A 16,535-nucleotide genomic window follows, 5' to 3' on the forward strand; every position below is an offset into this window, starting at 1 on the left:
CCCCCGCGCTTAGCCTCAATGTAGCGTTTCCGTGCCTGCCGCGTAAGGGTCTGAAGTCCGGGTTATTGGGTGGGTGCGGCCTCCGCGCGGGCGGGCACACCGGCCCATGTTTCGTGCTCCGGAATATCGTTCATCACGGCTGAGCGCATCTCGACGTGGGAGTAGTCCCCCACCGCCAGTCCGTCGCCTATCCCGGCATTCATGCCAAGGTGCGCCGCCCGGCCAATCCGTGTGCCCTCCCCCACCGACACGCGGGGGAACAGGGTGGCGAAGTCGCCCACGCTGGCGCTGCATCCCACGTTGACGTGCGGCTTCAGGAGCACGTGCCGGCCGATGCGGGCCTGCGGAGCGATGGTGGCGTTCCGCATCACAATGCTGCCGGGGCCGATCCGTGAATCCCAGGGGACCCGGACGTCCGGGTCCACCACGGTGGCGTACCGGTCCTCGTGCACGCCGAGGAGGGAGAGCCGGCCCACCAGGCCTTCCCTGTCCCGCCCGGAGGGAAGGCACACGGTAAAGAATGCTTTGGTGAAGGCAGGCGCATCAGCGAGCGCGCCCATCACCACGGTGCCTTCGATCGTGGTGCCCAGCAGTGCCGGGTCATCGTCCAGGATCCCCACGACGTCGTATTGCCCGCCCTTCCGGACCGCGGCCAGCACTTCCCGGGCCAAGCCGCCCATGGCCAGCAGCATCAACTCGCTCAATGTGCGCCTCTTCCAGTCCCTGCTCCGTTGCAGGAATGTCCTTCGGCCCGTTCACCGGCTGCTTGATACCTGGCTGTCCCCAAACCCTATGCCGGACTCGCGCGGCAGGAAAGGTTTCGCGGCCCAAAGATTCAGGAGGGGAACCCCTCCGTAGCACTGCCGGGCTTATTACCGGGAAGTCTTGAGCCAACCTTGAGGATTTGGGGTCCCCGCGCTTGATGGGGGCGGTGGATAGTTGCTGGTGCCTGGGCGGCGTTTAGAAGTGGGCGCCACCAGGCATTCCTGCTTTTCCAGAGCGGGGCGGTCGTCGATCAGGGTACGAGCCGTTTGCGCAGCAGGCAGAATTCGTTTCCTTCGGGGTCCTGCAGGACGTGCCACTGTTCGTCGCCGGTCTGTCCGACGTCGGCCGGCCGGGCGCCGAGGGCCAGCAGCCGTTCCAGTTCGGCGTCCTGGTCCCGGTCCACGGGGTTGACGTCGATATGCAGCGGAAGCCTGCCCACCCGCGGGTTGCTGCTTGGGCTCAGGAAAATCGTCGGCTGCAATCCGCCGAACCCGGCGTCCGGAGGCCCGATCTCAATTGCCCCGTCCTCCCGGTCCAGCTCCACGTAACCAAGGACTTCACTCCAGAACCGCGCGAGCAGCTCAGGGTCGGTGCAGTTCAGGACCAGTTCACTGATGCGGCATGACATGGTGCCAGTGTACGGACCGCGTGAGGCCGCCGACCGTCAAAGACACGGGGAGCGGACCACGCCGGCCCTCGCCCGCGACTCGCTCCTCCATCCTCGACGCGCTCCTTCCCTCGCGCGGGCCACAATCCAGGAGCGAGGTGGACGCTGCGGGTCGGAGAAGCATTTGCGCGTCGCCAGCTCGGCAGGAGACGGTGCCACTGCATGGGGGGATGCAGCGGCACCTTCTTCCGCCGAGCTGGCGGGTGGCGCTTACAGCGATGTGGACACGCAGGTGACCTTGTCGCTGTTGTTGCCCTGTTCCAGGGCCACTTTTGCCGTGGCACTTGTCTGGCTTTGGTCCGCAAAGGTCGCCGTGACCCGGATGGTCAGCGGGGTTGTTGTCCGGTTGGCCAAAACGATTTGCGATCCAATCGTCAGCGTCACAGTACTTGTTGTTCCCACCGCCACTCCCTCCGTGTAGGACGGCCCGTAGGTTCCATTCGCCTGGAGAGCCGCGTAGGTCACGGTCGTCGGAGCCTTCGATGCCACCGCGGCAAGGGTGGCAACCTTTTGCGGGCTGTCATTGGAGCATGTGAACTGCGAGAACGGAGTTACAGACCAGGTTCCGGATGCGGTGACGGTCATGGTCGCGGTGGCGCTTTGCTGCCAGAGTGCCGACGCCGAGGCGACGCCACCACCCAGCAGCACCGTGAGCACGAAGGCCCCTACAGCGAGCGCCGCGCCTGGAAGATCCCGGAACCTTGCCATCTATTCAGCCTCGGCTGCCTGGTCATCGCGCTTGCGGGTCTTCCGGAAGGACGTGTACACCGTGATGGCGCCGTAGCCGATCAGCGCCACCGCTGCGATCACCGTCCAAGTGCCACGGTCTGAGTTCCCCAGGAAGTTCGCCACGAAGCCCACGTACGGTACGGCGTAGAACAGCTTGCCTTTGACCTGGATGGCGCGGATCGGTTCGGGATCGTTGGCACCATTGTTGTCGCCCTTGGTGATCAAGGTCTTTTCGCCCTGCTGGGTGGAACCGAAGCCGACGATCCGGTGCGTTTCCACGTCCGGCCGGCCCGAATAGAGCTGGAAGGTGATGACGTCGCCGTACTTGAGTTCGTCAAACGGCGCGGGCTTCATCACCATGAACGTACCCGGCGGATATTTCTGGGCCATGGACTTGGTCAGGATCGTGTAGGTCTGCGAGCCGGTGGCCACCGGCACCACGATGAGGACCAGGGCTGCGAACAGCGCCACCAGCATGGCGGCCATGCTCAGGAAGCGTCCGACGGCGGCCCACGCGGTTATGCGTTTGGTTCCACTTCGTGGGGTGGCCTGGGCAGTCCCGGTCCACCGCTTCAAAGGTCCGGCTGCGCCGCCGGGAAGGCGTTCGGTCAGGTCAGCAGCCACTGGGCACCCCGCAAAGCTGACGTGCGGTGAGTTGGATCGAGATGTTCACTGCCTGTCCTTTCACTGTTGATGGGGCACTGGAATCAAGGCTGACCTGGAAGCAGAAGACAGTTGAGCCTGCCTTGGCCACCGTGGGTGAGACGAGCCCTGCCGCACCGATCGCCGCGTAGCCGGTGGCGTTGCTGCAATCGGCGGGTGAGGCTGCCACCTTCGCGCTGACGCTGGCGTACGTGGCAAGCACTCCCCCGTTGAGGTTCGCCACGCTTGGCGGCCCCGCCGTGATTGCAGTGTTGAACTGGCCGCCGGCGTTGGTGTTATTGGTGACCACCACCCCGCCGTTGACCGACGTGCCCGGACCGAGGACCCCGGCGGGCGACAGGGTCAGCGTTGCCGCCGTCTTCCCGTCCGCGAGGGTCATGTTGGTCGTGGTGCCGGTATTGACCGCCTGGAGCGCTGTATCGAACGACGCCGAGGTGACAGTGCCCGGTGCTGCCGAGGCCACGGCGTTCCAGAGTGCGAAGGTACCCTGCACGGCGAACAGGCCCAGGACCACGGCAACGGCGATCAGTGCCGCCGTCTGCAGCCTGCGCTTGGTGCGCATGGTCCCTCCTGGTTATGGTCCTGTCGCCTGATCATGCAGGCGGGTGGCTATTCACCGACCACCCGCCGGCACACGGCTATGGCTGGGGGGTGGGGTCAGCCAGCCCGGGAGCCGACACGACCTGGGTCAGCGTGTAGCTAACATTTCCCAGGTTGTAGCTGGTGTTGACATCGTTTCGATCCGAGGTAGCGGCCTTGAATTCGAAGGTCGTAGTAGCCGTGACAGTCCTCGTTGAGGTTCCGCTGATGGCTGTTAGGGGATTTGCGACGGCTGCAGCACCGACTTTGAGGTCAGGACCGGTAACAGTCACATTGGCGGGGGTGAAGTTGTTGGCGGCATTAGCACCGCTGACCACAATGTTTGCGGCCATCTTGTCGCCAATGAGCGTCACCGTCAGGTCCTGCTTGTAAGTCAACTTGTCACCCGGAACCACTCGGTAGGCACCGATGTTGTTGATGACGTTGCCCGCCCGGTCGGTCCATACTCCAGTGCTTGCTTTGACGTTCAAGTCACCGGAGCTAATCGTCCCGGGAGCCGCGGCGTCGGCCGCGTTCCAGTTGGCCAGGGTGCCCCCGCCGCCCAGCAGCAGTGCGGCGCCTACGGCGATGGCTGCGGTTCCCTTGATCAGAGTGCTGTTCTTCATGATGTGTCCCCTCAGACTTGGTTGGTGTGCTGTGGTCTAACTGGGGACCACTTTGCACCGCCAACCTCAGGACGCGAGGGGGTAAACGGTCAATGAAAGCTCAAGGTATTTGAAAGTTCAACCGAGGTCTGACCTGCGCCTCTACCCGAACCGCGCCCTTATTGACGGGCGAGGGTAAAGCGCTGCCCGGTCACGGCACCGTGTAGGAATTCAATGGCCTGCCCGTGCTCCCGTAGGTGAGGTCCAGGACCAGCAGGCCCTTGCGTTCCAGGGTGCTCAGGTACCGCTGGGCAGTTGGCCGGCTGACACCAAGTTGCCCGGCAATTTCCGCCGCGTTGACTGGCCCGCGGGCTGTCCTAACGGCGTCGTACACCTTCTGCATGGTGGGCTGCAGCCGCGGGGCCGGGGCTGCTGCCTTGATTCCGGCCAACCTCGCTTTGTATAGGTTGTCGATGGTTGCCTGGTTGGCCATCGAAACCGACTCCAGTTCCTCCCGCCACTGCCGGTAGGCCTCCAACTGGGTGCGGAGGCGGTCGAACCCGAAAGGCTTAACCAGGTAGTAGACGGCACCGCTGGTCATCGCGGATTTTACGGTGGCCAGGTCCTGGGCGGCGGTAATGACGATGCAATCCACCTGGGTCCCGGCCGCCTGCAGGGAGCGCAGAAGGGACAGTCCATCCTCGTCGGGCAAATGGATGTCCAGCAGGAGCAGGTCGGGACCCAAGTCCGCGATTGCTTCCCGCGCAGCGGCCGCACTGTACACCTGGCCGACGCACTCGAACCCATCCACCCGGGCCACCCGGGCCGCATGAATTCCGGCAACCCTAAAATCGTCGTCCACCACCAGCGTCCTAATCAACGCGCGCACTCCTGTCCTCGCCAGCTGTCGGCGTCTTTGCCGGCAGCCACACCTCAAAATTACCGCCGGGCCCTGGGAATACGTCCAGCGTGCCCCCGGCCCTGCGCACAATCCTGCTGACCAACGCCAGACCGATGCCGCGCCTCATGCCGGGGCGGGGGTCTTTCGTCGAGTATCCATCCACCATGACCTGGTCGATCTTGTCGGCCGGAACCCCTGGCCCGTTGTCCCGGACGGCAATGAATGTGCCGTCCGCGTCGTCGAACTGGACGGTCACCACCCGCGGCCGGGGCGTATTTGCCAGCGCATCCACGGCGTTGTCAAGGAGGTTGCCCACGATGGTGACCAGTTCCGTATCGTCCACTTCCGGACGTTCCAGCCGGGAGTCGGCGGTGACGTCCATCTGCACGTCCTGTTCTGCAGCAACGGCTATCTTGGCCAGCAGCAGGGCCGCCAGCTCAGGCGGCGCGATGGTGGCGCGCAGCCGCTCCCCCAGCGACCTGGACATGGTGGACACCTGCGAGACGTACCGTTTGGCCTGGTCCAGGTCTCCCATTTCCAACAGGCCATCCACGATATGGAGCCGGTTGGCGTACTCATGTTCCAGGGCCCGCATGGCCTCCATCAGGCCCTGGATGGAATGCAGGTCGCGAACCAGCCCTTCAATCTCGGTGCGGTCCCGCAGCGTGACCACCGAACCGATGCTCCGCCCGGCAGTGGAGACAGGCATCCGGTTGACAACCAACAGGGCGTCCTCGGTCAGGGCCACCTGGTCGGCGCCGGGCAGCCGGCCGGCGAGCACGTCCCGCAGCCGGCCGTGTGGAAGCAGGTCGGCGATGGGCTTTCCCAGTGGTTCGCCTTCCAGGTGAAGCAGCCGCCTGGCTTCCTCGTTGATCACCGTTACCCTGCCGTCGTCGTCCAGCCCGACGACGGCCTCCCTGATTCCATGCAACAGTGCCTCGCGTTCCTGCAGCAGGGAGGCGATTTCAGCCGGTTCCAGGTCGAAGGTGACGCGTTTGATCCGCCGTGAGAGCAACAGCGAACCGGCGATGCCCAAAGCCAGGACCAGTGCTGAAAAGCCGGTGATCAACCAAATGTTCTGCATCTGGTTGCTCAGGACCTGGGTATCCTCGATCCCGACCGACACTTGGCCGATCACCGCTCCCCCGGCGTCGAAAATCGGGGCCTTGGCGTTGGCCGAGCGGCCCAGGCTGCCGGGGTCGAAACCCACGTGGGTCTGTCCGTCCAGGACCGCCACCGGCTCCTCCAGCCTGCGCCCGATCAGCGCCGGGTCCGGATGCGAGAATCGGGTGCCATCCGTGTCGCTGACCACCACGTAGTCGGGCTGCGCTGCGGCCATGATGCCGTGGGCGAGTCCATCTATGACGTGCCCGGGATCCCCCGCCGCGAGCGCGGAACGGATTTCGGGCATCTGCGCCGTCGTCGTCGCGATGCCCAATGCCCGGAGCTGGTACTGCTGGTCCAAGGTTTGGTTGCTGATCATCGAGAAGAGCAGGCCGCCCAAAACCACCGTGAACAGCAGCAGGGACAGTGAGGCCAGGAGGATCTGGGCCGTCAATGTCGAGAAATGGCGGCGGAGGCGGAGGAGCCCGGCCATCCGCCGACGGCTCATCGGAACCCCCGGAATCGCCGCAGTTTGACCGGGCAGCAGAAAACGCACAAAACGTGCACTTTTGCGGCTAAAGCACACATCTTACTGAAGTCTTTCTGGCAACAATGTTCACTTCCTAAGCTTCACACAGTTCCAGTGATCCACATCACGGACCGGAATTACCTGGATCAAAAGACAGCGAGGTCTTGCAATGAATACCATCCACACCGCCCGGCCGCCCGGCCCCCCACGCACGGCCGACGACGGGGCCCGCATCGAAGTCAGCAGCCTGACCAAGCGTTACCTCACTCCCAAGGGTGAGACCTTCACGGCCATCAGGGACGTGAACGTGACCGTCGAAGCGGGCCAGTTCTGCTCCATCGTCGGACCGACGGGCTGCGGCAAATCCACCACCCTGGCCCAGGTCTCGGGCCTGGAACAGCCAAGCGCAGGCTCCGTGAAGGTTGGCGGCAACCTCGTGGAAGGCATCACGAACGGGGTGAGCTACATGTTCCAGGCTGATGCCCTCTTCCCCTGGAAGAGCGTGCTCGGCAACGTCATGATGGGGCCCAGCCTGCTGGGAATGCCAAAGCGGGAGGCCACCGATCTTGCCCGGGACTGGTTGCGCCGTGTTGGCCTGGCCGGATTCGAGGACCGTTATCCGCACCAGCTCTCAGGTGGCATGCGAAAGCGCGTTGCCATGGCCGCTGCCCTGATCAACAATCCCCGGATCCTCCTCATGGATGAGCCGTTCGGAGCACTGGATGTGCAGACCAAAGCCATCATGCAAAATGAGCTCCTCAAGCTCTGGGAGGAGCTCCGGCCCTCCGTCCTCTTCATCACCCATGACCTGGACGAGGCCGTGGCCCTGTCCGACCGGGTGGTCATTATGACCAGCAGCCCGGGATCGGTAAAGGACGTCTTCGACATCGATCTCCCCCGGCCCCGCGGAAACGTGCAGGAGATACGCCATGAACAGCGCTTCCTGGAATTGCAGGGGCGCATCTGGGAGTCCCTAAAGGACGAGGTCACCCGCGCGTATGCAGTCACGGCGGGTGCGGCATGACAACCCTCACTCATCAAGACACCCACAAAGGCGGGAAGCCAGTGGAACCAGAGACAGCAGCACAGAACGCGGGCAGGGTAAAGGCCCGGCGCCGCTCCACGTCCATTTGGGCCGGCCGGGTGATCTTGGCCGTCGCGGTCATCGGCGGCTGGCAGTGGTTCACCACGGAGGGATGGGTGGACAAATTCTTCTTCGGCCAGCCCTCCGAAATCTGGGCCAGCCTGGTCAAACTCTTCACGAAAGGCACGGCGTTCGGGAGCATCTGGGAGAACCTGGGCGTCACCGCGCAGGAAGCATTCCTCGGGTTCCTCCTGGGAACTGCGGTGGGCGTGGTGCTCGGCATCCTCCTGGGATCCAACAAGTACCTCTCAGCCGTGGTTGGGCCCTACATCCGGATTGTGAACTCCATTCCCCGCATTGTGCTTGGCTCGATCTTCATTGTGGCCTTTGGCCTGGGAGTCTTCCCGAAGATCCTGCTCGCGGCCGTACTGGTCTTCTTCGTGGTCTTCTTTAATGCATTCCAGGGCGTCCGTGAAGTGGACCAGAACCTGGTAGCCAACGTCCGTGTCCTCGGCGCTTCACCGTTCCAGGTGGCCATGCACGTGACCATCCCATCAGCAATGACGTGGATCATCGCCAGCCTGCACACGGCGTTCGGTTTCGCGATCATCGGCGCCCTCGTTGCCGAGGTACTTGGCGCCCAAAAGGGAATCGGACTCATCATCAGCCAGGCACAGGGCACGTTCGACCCGAACACAGTGTTCGCCTGCATGGTGATCATCGCCGTCGTCACGCTTTTTGCTGAGTCCCTGATCAACCTGCTTGAGCACCGGCTCCTGAAGTGGCGCCCGCCAAACCGTTCCGAAGCCCAGGCCATCTGACCCGCCCTCCCACCCGCTGGACCTGCAATACCCAATGACAACCACCCATGTCCCGTTCGGGACGAACCAAAGGATGCGTAAAACAATGATGATGAAGCGCTCTATCTTTGCCGCCGCCGCTGCAGGTGCCGTGGCCCTCAGCCTCGCAGCGTGCGGCAACAGTTCCACTCCCGCCGCCAGTGGCGGTTCAGCGAGCGGCAGTGCGGCCGCCGGCAGCAGCTCAATGCCCACAGTGAAGATGATGGTGGGCGGCATCGACAAGCAGATCTACCTCCCTTACCAGCTGGCCCAGCAGCTTGGCTACTACGAAAAGTACGGGGTCAAGATGGAACTTTCCACCGAGCAGCAGGGCGGCGTGGGAGCCGAGGAGGCCATGGCGTCCGGACAGGTGGACATGGCCGGAGCGTGGTACATCCACACCGTGGACTTCCAGGCGAAGGGCAAGAAGGTCACCAACCTCATCCAGCTCTCCGGCGCGCCGGGTGAGCGGATCATGTGCAGCCCCAACGCCAATGTCCACTCCGGCGCCGACCTGAAGGGCAAGACCGTCGGCGTCACGGACCTCGGCTCAGGCACCGATGAACTCACGCAGTTCATCGCGTCAAAGGCCGGCCTGTCCAAGGAGGATTACCACACCATCGCCGTGGGGGCAGGTGCCACCGCCATCGCGGCCATCCAGCGTGGTTCGGCGGACTGCGTCATGACCACGCAGCCAACAGTCGGCGCGCTGGAATCGAAGAATCTCGCTGTTCCGGCCATCGACCTCGCGACCGCGGACGGCGCCAAGGCTGCCCTGGGCAGCAGCCTGCCGTCCGCCGGGCTGCTCGCACAAACGGACTGGGTCAACAGCCACCAGGATGAGGTCCAGAAGGTAGTCGACGCGCTCGTGGACACTATGCACTGGATCAGCACCCACTCCGCCCAGGAGATCGCCGACAAGCTGCCCCAGGACTTCGTCCAGAACAGCACCATCAGCAAGGACGACTACATCAAGGCCCTGGACCAGGACAAGGGCCAGTTCCTTCCGGACGGCATCATGCCCGCCGGTGGCCCGAAGACGGTCTTCGACGAGGAGAAGACCATCGGGGTTGACACTTCCAAGGTCAACGTCGCGGACACCTTCGACCAGAAGTACGCCCAGGCTGCGCTGAAGCTCGAGGGCTACACGGCCACCACCACTCCCGCCGGCACGGATGGGTAGGACTGCCGCACAGGCCTGACAGCGCTCCTCCGGATATCCACCACGGCGTTCCGAAGGGGCGCTTACTGCCCCGCCAGCAGCAGCCTGCACCACGCGTCGGCCAGCCACTCGGCGAACTGCCCGGGCGACCACCCACGCTGATCCACCAGCAGCACCCAGTATTCAGGCCCGTTCATGCTCCAGACAGCATCGGCAAGTTCGGCGGCCGGGCGGTCCGTTCGCAGCTCGCCGGTGGCGGCAAGGTCCGCCACGAACTTAAGCATGTTGGCGGCCCGCCGTTCGGAGATCCCGGTCCAGAGCGCTGCGCAGTCGGGATCGGTGCCGGCGGCGTCGCGGAGGGCCAGGTAGACCGGCGCCAGGCGGGGCTGGATTCCGGCCAGCGCGTGGGCGTAGATCGAAATCTTACGGGCCGCCCCGTCCGCCTCCCGCAGGCGGATCACGTAGTCCCGTTGTTCAGCGGGCACTGCCTGGCCGGTGCCCGAGATGGCCGCTTCCACCACTTCCCGCATGAGGTCCGGCTTCCGTCCGATGGCCGCATAGATGGTGTCGACGGCGACTCCGGCCCTCCGCGCAATGCCCGCCACCGTGGTGGCCCGGTACCCCTCCCCTATGAAGAGCTCGCGGGCGGCGGCCAGCACGGCGTCGCGGGTGGCTGCCGCTTGTTCCTGCCGCCGCGGCGAGTGGTAGCTGCGGGAAGGGGCGTTGACTCCACTCATCTCCAGGCCTACCCTTTATTCATCCGAATACTATTCGGATGAATTGTAGCAGGAAGCCCCGCACAGCAACGCACGGCGCCAACGCAGCGGAACAGGGGCGGAAGGGGAGGGCATCATGTCAGAGCACTTCGACACCGCGGTCATCGGCGGCGGCCAGGCAGGACTGGCGATGGCCTACCACCTGTCGCGCCTGAAACGCCCTTACGTCATCCTCGACGGCAACGGGCGGACCGGGGACAGCTGGCGCAACCGATGGCAGTCCCTCCGGCTCTTCACCCCGGCCCGGTACGACGCGCTTCCCGGCAGCCGCTATCCCGGCCCGCCCTGGTCCTACCCGTCGCGTGAAGAATTCGCCGACTACCTCGGCAGCTATGCCGAGAAGTTCAACCTCCCCATCAGGAACAATCGCAGGGTCACCCGCCTCAGCCACAACGGAAACAGTTTCACCATCGAAGCCGACGGCCAAGACCTGGAGGCGGACAACGTGGTGGTCGCCCCCGGCTGGGACCGAACACCCAAGGTGCCGGCCTTCGCCGGGCAACTCAGCCCGGATATCAGGCAGCTCACGGCGGCCAGCTATCAGAGCCCGGACGACCTGTCACCAGGCCCCGTCCTCGTGGTGGGGGCAGGCAACTCCGGAGCCGACGTCGCGCTTGAACTCGCGTCCACCCGCACCACCTATCTCTCCGGCCGGCACCCCGGCCAGATTCCCTGGCCCATCGAAGCGGTAGCGGCGCGTCCGCTCACCCTCGCCGTCTTCTTCGCCTTCTCACACGTCCTCAACCTCAACACGCCCGCCGGACGGAAAGCCCGCCCGCAGATCCTGGCCCACAGCGGGCCACTGGTCAGGGTGAAGGACCTTGACCTGGTGCGTTCCGGCGTCGAACGCGTCCCCAGGACGGAGGGCGCCGAGGATGGCCGCCCACTGCTCGCAGACGGCAGGACGCTTGAAATCTCCAACGTCATCTGGTGCACCGGATTCCGGCCGGACCTGGCGTGGATCGACCTGCCGGTGTTCGGCCCGGACGGGGAGCCGGAGCAGGTCCGCGGCCTAGCCAAAACGCAGGGGCTGTATTTCCTCGGGGCCACCTTCCAACAGTCGCTGGCATCCTCCATGGTGCACGGCGTGGGAAGGGACGCGGCCTTCATCGCCCGGCACATCGCCGCCAAAGCGCCACGCGGGTCAGGGACAACGCAACTGCCCGGGAACGTCAGGCCGGAAGGTTCAGCTGCTGCACAATGATGCGGGCGGTGGCGGGGTCGCCGAGGATGCGGAAATGCCCGGCCACCGGCAGCTCGATGTTGGTGGCCCCGGGCAGGACGCTCCCCTCCGGGATGTGCGGATCGAACGGCCCGTAGAGGGAAGTGATGCGGCTGTTGATGGCCAGCTCACGGGACATCTGGAGGGTCAGGGCGTTCCGCGGCGAGAAGATGCGCAGGCTGGGCAGCAGCATGTACCGGGCGTAGCGCGAGCCGGAAAACGGCGAGCACACAGCGATCATCCGGTCGATCCGGTGTTCGGGATCCAGGGACAGCATGGTGTACTTGCCAATCAGTCCGCCCTTGCTGTGGGCCACGAGAATGGCATCGCGCAACCCTGCCTCCTCCAGGTGCTGGGCCACCAGTTTGGCGGCGTCCGGCACCTTCAGCTTGTTGCGCTGAAGCACCGTGACCACATGCACCGGGTGCCCGGCGTCGTGGATGGCCTGGATGAGCGGCATCATGAACTGCCAGTTTTCGTACACGCCGGGAATGATCACTACTGGTGGGCGGGTCCCGTTGCGGAAGGACGCCGGCTGGACGCGCGAGAAGAATCCGCGGACCTGCCAGCCCGTGGCGTAGACATAGTCCTGCGCCCACCACACAGCCTTCTGCAGCGGACTGATGCGGGCAGCGGCGCCGGGATCACTCATGAGTCGAGAATAGCCTCGCGGCGCGGCCTACCCACCAACCGGCCGCGCAAACACGCTTCAGTAGTTGCGGCGGTGCTTGAGGCGGGGAATCACGACGGCGAACACCGCCGCCGCCGCGAACCCCAGGACGCCCGTGGCGGCGATCCCCGGACCCAGGGAGGCGAGGGCCGTCACCCCGGAGAGGAGCACCGGTCCCCCGGTGGAGCCAGCGTCCGCCATGAACCGCCAGAGGCCCAGGAACTGTCCCCGGCCGCGGTCCGGTGAGAAGTCGGCGCCCAGAGTCATCACCAGCCCGGAGCTGATCCCGTTGCCGAACCCGATCAGCAGCGCGGCCAGCAGCAGCCCCACGAAGGAACCTGTCAGCGGGATGAGGAGCAGCGCGGTGCCCATGAGCAGCGTGGACGGGACCGCCACCCACTGCCGGCCTTTGCGGTCCATGAGCTTTCCGGCCGGGTAGAACACCAGCATGTCGATTGCGCCGGACAGCCCGTAGATCAGGGATGCGGAGGTGGCGTCCATGCCCAGGTGGTCGGACCAGAGCGGGATCACCACCTGCCGGGAGGAGCGCAGCGCACTGAGCAGCAGGATGCCCACGCCCAGCGAAAGGAACACCCCGGCGTGGGACACCGCAACGCTGCGGAGCGTGGGCTGGGGCCCGGCGTCCGCACCCGTGCGGACCTCCGGCGTCGTAAGGTCCGGGATGGTGAGGGACAGCAGTGCGGCGGCCGCCATCGCCACTACGCCCACCCAGTAGGCGCCGGCGATGCCGAAGAACTGCATCACCGCCGCCCCCGCGAACGGCCCAATGAACACCCCGATCCGGTTCACGCCACCCAGCGTGGACAGCGCGCGGGCACGGAACGCCACGGGCACCGCCTCGGTAAGGTATTTTTGCCGCGCCAGGCCAAACACCGCCCCGGACATCCCGACGACGGTCATCGCCATGGCGAGCAGCCATAGTCCGCTCGGGGCGAGGGAGGACGTGGCGGCGGCTGCCAGGGCCAGGCCGGCGGCGACGGCGGCGCCCACGATGGACCAGCGTTCGCCGAAGCGCAGGGTCACCAGGGACGCGGGCAGGTTGAAGAACCAGGACCCCAGTCCGATCAGGGTGACGATCAGGGCTGCCACCGCCACCGAGGCACCCAGGTCGCGGGCGGACAAGGCCACCACCGGCAGGATGGCACCTTGCCCGATTCCGAAAAGCAACGTGGGGCCGAAGGCGGCCACCGCAATGCTGCGCAGGTTGAAGGGCTCGGGGTCATCCGGGGAAGTCATCAGATTTATCCTATGGCCGCCCGATCCGGACCTCCCGCATTGGCGGGGCTGCCAGGAATCTCCGGGGGCGCTCTGATGGTTCTGCCGGCCCTCAGCGTGCCCGCGGCTCCAGCCCGGCAAGGGCGCGGAACAGGTTCACCAGCTCAGCAATGGCACCAATGATCGAGCCGACGATTCCGAGGACCAGGAAGACACGCGCCAGGACGGGCCAGCCGGACCAGGCGGTGCCGAAGTCGAAGGGGAAGACGTCCCAGAGGCGCAGCATGGCAGCCACCCCGATGCCCATGACCACAAGGTTTCCCACTGCCAGCAGCACCCTGGAGCGGATCAGCACGCACACGAGATTCACGATGATGCCGGCAATCAACGAGGCATTGATCAGGTCCAGGACCCGGGCCATGTCCGCCGTCAGGAACGGCAGCACCTGCCACCCGGGCCAGATGTTGATCCCGTAAAGCAGCAGGGCGTTGACGATCGCGGAGCCTATGCTGCCGCTGCGGCCGGCGCCGGACCTGCCTGCCATGCCACCCTCCTCACCGGTTTCCTGGCTCCCGCCGTAAGGCCCCTGATCCCGCATCGATTGCTCCGTACCGGCCGTTTTCGGCGCTCAAAACGGCAGTTACCCAGCAATCGATGCAAGGGAAGGGGGCGCCCACGGACGTGCAACCAGAGTCGCCCCTGGCGTACGACGGCGGGAAGTGCCGAAGGTCCCGCGGGCGCTGGCAGGAGCCGGGCGGGGAGATGCTGTGCCGGGGAATCAGTAGCCCGCCAGCAGTTCATCGGCTTTGCCGTCCGCCGCGGCACTCACCAGTTCTTCGGCAACAAAATGCAGCTTGGTGTTGGCGTGCTGGCTCCTGGTGGCCAGGACCTGGAACGCCGCCGGCCCGTCCACACCCCGCAGCGCCATGACAACGCCCTTGGCCTGTTCGATCAGGGCCTTATGCCCGTATGCCCCCTCGATGGCTTCCTCTGCCGCGTGCTGGGATTCGATGCGAAGGCTCTGGGTCACATCCACCATGAATCCGCGGACATATTCAACGTGTCCTGATGGATCGGCCATGGCCTGGACTGCGGAAAAAACGCGCCGCTCCCTGCCGCGCACGTCAATGACCCGGTGGAGGAGCGCGCCTTGGCCGCCGCCGTCCAGCAGGTTTTCCCAGAGGGCGCGGACCGGCTCCCGGTCCAACGGATGCTTGTGGGCCATAAAGAGTTCCAGGGTGGGCACCACTTCGCCCTGCTTGAGGCCGTGAATGCCGAACATGCCTTCGGACCACTCCATCCTTCCAGAGGGAACGTGGAGCACGAAGGTGCCGGAGGGACACGTTGCCGGTGGCCGGAGCGGAAAGAGATACGCATCAAGTTTCGACCACATAAGTTCCTCCCAAAGTCGGTTAAACCCCAGGTGGGCTGGCGACAACCAGCATAGGTCAAAGGCGCCGGACGGGCACCCCATTTTTCGGCGCAAGCCCGGTAAGAATGCGGGGGTCACAAGTTGCCCGCGAAGGAGTAGCGTTCGCCTTATGGGGCGCCGATGATCTGCGCCCACAGCCAAGGGGAGGTCATTTCATGGGTGAAGTGTGGATCCGCACGCTGGGCAACGGGCTGGTCCGGGCAGACCGGGTCACGGAAATTTCATCCACCCGGGGGTCCCTTCATGAGGACAGCGGGTATTCATTGAAAGTCATCGTGGACGGCAAGGGCCACGTGCTGATTGACGACGGCGGGCTGCAGGGTTCCCAGCCCGAGCGGCTGGAATACGCCAGGCACATGGAGGACGCCCTGTTGCTGGCCATCGACGAGGCGCGCGAGAGCGACCCGTCAATGGTGATCTCGTACGAGCCGGAACGCGAACGCTGGTCCTCAGCACCCGTTTCGGTCTTAACGGGAAGGCTCCCCGAAGTCGTCTGACCCGGGGAGCCATCGCGCTGCACAGCATTCAGCTGTGGGTCGGCTCCTCCACCAGTGCCGTAGCGATGCTGGCGGCGTCCTCCAGGGCGGCCAGGAAGCGCTCGGCGTCCAGGGCCGCGGCGCAGCCGGTGCCGGCAGCGGTGATGGCCTGCCGGTAGCGGTGGTCCACGGCATCGCCGCAGGCAAAGACGCCGGACAGGTTGGTGCACGTGGTGGGGGCATCCACCTTGATGTAGCCTTCCTCGTCCAGGTCCACCTGGCCCGCCACCAGCTCGGTGCGCGGCAGGTGGCCGATGGCCACGAAGATGCCGGTGGCATCCTGGTGCCGGGTTTCTCCGGTGCGGGTGTCCGTCAGGGTCACCCCGGTGACCTTGCCGTCGCCGTGGATGGCAGTCACCGCGGAGTTCCAGGCGAAGCGGATCTTGGGATTGTCCTTGGCACGCTGGGCCATGATGCGGGACGCGCGGAGCTCACCCTTGCGGACCACGACGGTAACGGACTTTCCGAACCGGGTCAGGAAGGTTGCTTCCTCCATGGCCGAGTCGCCGCCGCCCACCACGATGATGTCCTGCTCGCGGAAGAAGAACCCGTCGCAGGTGGCGCACCAGGAGACGCCGTGGCCGCTGAACTTTTTCTCCTCCGGCAGTCCGAGTTCCTTATAGGCGGAGCCGGTGGCCAGGATGACGGCCTGGGCCTCGTACGTCTCCCCCGCTCCGGTGACCACGCGCTTGACCGGACCCTTCAGGTCAACGGACGTGGCGTCGTCGTACTCGATGCGCGCGCCGAACTTTTCCGCCTGCTGCTGCAGCCCGTCCATCAGCTCCGGGCCCTGGACGCCGCCGGGGAAACCAGGGAAGTTTTCCACCTCGGTGGTGTTCATCAGGGCGCCCCCGGCGGTGACGGAACCGGCCAGAACCAGGGGGTTCAAGCCGGCGCGGGCTGCGTAGATGGCGGCGGTGTAGCCGGAGGGGCCGGAGCCGATGATGATCAGCTGTTCTTTGCTCATTGCGTGTCCTTCGGTGGCGGTACTGCTGGGCGTCCGCGTGCTGGGCGGCCGGCAGACCGGTAGTCGGTT

Annotated in this window: 19 protein-coding genes; 5 read left to right on the plus strand and 14 right to left on the minus strand. The window is 65.4% G+C overall.

Annotated elements, in window-relative coordinates; all coding sequences use genetic code 11:
- Positions 1-62: 62 nt before the first annotated feature.
- From ACZ9J7_RS02290 to ACZ9J7_RS02325, 8 genes are all read right to left on the minus strand, one after another.
- Positions 63-704 carry an LbetaH domain-containing protein gene (locus tag ACZ9J7_RS02290; RefSeq protein WP_476206674.1) on the minus strand — a complete coding sequence of 214 codons (642 nt, stop codon included), beginning with the start codon at positions 702-704 and terminating at the stop codon, positions 63-65.
- 311 nt (positions 705-1,015) lie between these two features.
- Positions 1,016-1,393, minus strand: coding sequence for a VOC family protein (locus ACZ9J7_RS02295; protein WP_476206676.1), 378 nt, complete (start codon positions 1,391-1,393; stop codon positions 1,016-1,018).
- A 249-nt stretch (positions 1,394-1,642) separates the two neighbouring features.
- Complete coding sequence (locus tag ACZ9J7_RS02300) at positions 1,643-2,140, minus strand: hypothetical protein (RefSeq protein WP_476206677.1); 498 nt, start codon at positions 2,138-2,140, stop codon at positions 1,643-1,645.
- Positions 2,141-2,785, minus strand: coding sequence for a signal peptidase I (locus ACZ9J7_RS02305; RefSeq protein ID WP_476206679.1), 645 nt, complete (start codon positions 2,783-2,785; stop codon positions 2,141-2,143).
- Positions 2,775-3,386, minus strand: a complete 612-nt coding sequence (locus tag ACZ9J7_RS02310) for a hypothetical protein (RefSeq protein WP_476206681.1) — start codon at positions 3,384-3,386, stop codon at positions 2,775-2,777. Before ACZ9J7_RS02310 ends, ACZ9J7_RS02305 begins: the two co-directional genes overlap by 11 nt.
- Positions 3,387-3,462: 76 nt before the next feature.
- Positions 3,463-4,029 (minus strand): alternate-type signal peptide domain-containing protein, encoded by a 567-nt coding sequence (locus tag ACZ9J7_RS02315; RefSeq protein WP_476206683.1) that lies wholly within the window; start codon positions 4,027-4,029, stop codon positions 3,463-3,465.
- Between the two features lie 190 nt (positions 4,030-4,219).
- Positions 4,220-4,897, minus strand: a complete 678-nt coding sequence (locus ACZ9J7_RS02320) for a response regulator (RefSeq protein WP_476206685.1) — start codon at positions 4,895-4,897, stop codon at positions 4,220-4,222.
- Positions 4,881-6,521, minus strand: coding sequence for an ATP-binding protein (locus ACZ9J7_RS02325; RefSeq protein ID WP_476206687.1), 1,641 nt, complete (start codon positions 6,519-6,521; stop codon positions 4,881-4,883). The genes ACZ9J7_RS02320 and ACZ9J7_RS02325 overlap by 17 nt, the downstream gene beginning before the upstream one ends.
- Positions 6,522-6,711: 190 nt before the next feature.
- On the opposite strand from ACZ9J7_RS02325, the gene ACZ9J7_RS02330 reads away from it, so the two are divergent.
- From ACZ9J7_RS02330 to ACZ9J7_RS02340, 3 genes are all read left to right on the plus strand, one after another.
- Positions 6,712-7,566, plus strand: coding sequence for an ABC transporter ATP-binding protein (locus ACZ9J7_RS02330; RefSeq protein ID WP_476206688.1), 855 nt, complete (start codon positions 6,712-6,714; stop codon positions 7,564-7,566).
- Between the two features lie 41 nt (positions 7,567-7,607).
- Entirely contained in the window at positions 7,608-8,447 is an 840-nt protein-coding gene (locus ACZ9J7_RS02335; RefSeq protein WP_476206690.1) for an ABC transporter permease, read from the plus strand.
- Positions 8,448-8,538: 91 nt separating this feature from the next.
- Positions 8,539-9,648 carry an ABC transporter substrate-binding protein gene (locus ACZ9J7_RS02340; protein ID WP_476206692.1) on the plus strand — a complete coding sequence of 370 codons (1,110 nt, stop codon included), beginning with the start codon at positions 8,539-8,541 and terminating at the stop codon, positions 9,646-9,648.
- A 62-nt stretch (positions 9,649-9,710) separates the two neighbouring features.
- Here ACZ9J7_RS02340 and ACZ9J7_RS02345 read toward each other — a convergent pair whose 3' ends face one another.
- On the minus strand, positions 9,711-10,364 hold the full coding sequence (locus ACZ9J7_RS02345) for a TetR/AcrR family transcriptional regulator (RefSeq protein ID WP_476206694.1): 654 nt from the start codon (positions 10,362-10,364) through the stop codon (positions 9,711-9,713).
- A 115-nt stretch (positions 10,365-10,479) separates the two neighbouring features.
- Here ACZ9J7_RS02345 and ACZ9J7_RS02350 point away from each other — a divergent pair, with 115 nt between their 5' ends.
- A complete protein-coding gene (locus ACZ9J7_RS02350) occupies positions 10,480-11,607 on the plus strand; it encodes a flavin-containing monooxygenase (protein ID WP_476206696.1) in 1,128 nt (375 codons plus the stop codon).
- Here ACZ9J7_RS02350 and ACZ9J7_RS02355 read toward each other — a convergent pair.
- The 4 genes from ACZ9J7_RS02355 to ACZ9J7_RS02370 all read right to left on the minus strand — a co-directional run bounded on the left by ACZ9J7_RS02355 (position 11,576) and on the right by ACZ9J7_RS02370 (position 14,831).
- Entirely contained in the window at positions 11,576-12,277 is a 702-nt protein-coding gene (locus ACZ9J7_RS02355; protein ID WP_476206698.1) for an esterase/lipase family protein, read from the minus strand. The genes ACZ9J7_RS02350 and ACZ9J7_RS02355 overlap by 32 nt on opposite strands.
- A 57-nt stretch (positions 12,278-12,334) precedes the next feature.
- Entirely contained in the window at positions 12,335-13,552 is a 1,218-nt protein-coding gene (locus ACZ9J7_RS02360; RefSeq protein ID WP_476206700.1) for an MFS transporter, read from the minus strand.
- A 91-nt stretch (positions 13,553-13,643) separates the two neighbouring features.
- Positions 13,644-14,075 (minus strand): hypothetical protein, encoded by a 432-nt coding sequence (locus ACZ9J7_RS02365; protein WP_476206701.1) that lies wholly within the window; start codon positions 14,073-14,075, stop codon positions 13,644-13,646.
- A gap of 234 nt (positions 14,076-14,309) precedes the next feature.
- Complete coding sequence (locus ACZ9J7_RS02370; RefSeq protein WP_307359122.1) at positions 14,310-14,831, minus strand: PAS and ANTAR domain-containing protein; 522 nt, start codon at positions 14,829-14,831, stop codon at positions 14,310-14,312.
- A 287-nt stretch (positions 14,832-15,118) separates the two neighbouring features.
- Between ACZ9J7_RS02370 and ACZ9J7_RS02375 the strand changes: the two genes are divergently transcribed.
- Positions 15,119-15,460: a thioredoxin domain-containing protein gene (locus ACZ9J7_RS02375; protein WP_307359124.1), complete on the plus strand. Its 342-nt coding sequence runs from the start codon at positions 15,119-15,121 to the stop codon at positions 15,458-15,460.
- Positions 15,461-15,488: 28 nt separating this feature from the next.
- Here ACZ9J7_RS02375 and trxB read toward each other — a convergent pair whose 3' ends face one another.
- Entirely contained in the window at positions 15,489-16,466 is a 978-nt protein-coding gene (trxB, locus tag ACZ9J7_RS02380) for a thioredoxin-disulfide reductase (protein ID WP_476206705.1), read from the minus strand.
- Positions 16,467-16,535 lie beyond the last annotated feature (69 nt).

It is taken from the genome of Pseudarthrobacter sp. TE9888 (assembly GCF_056279345.1).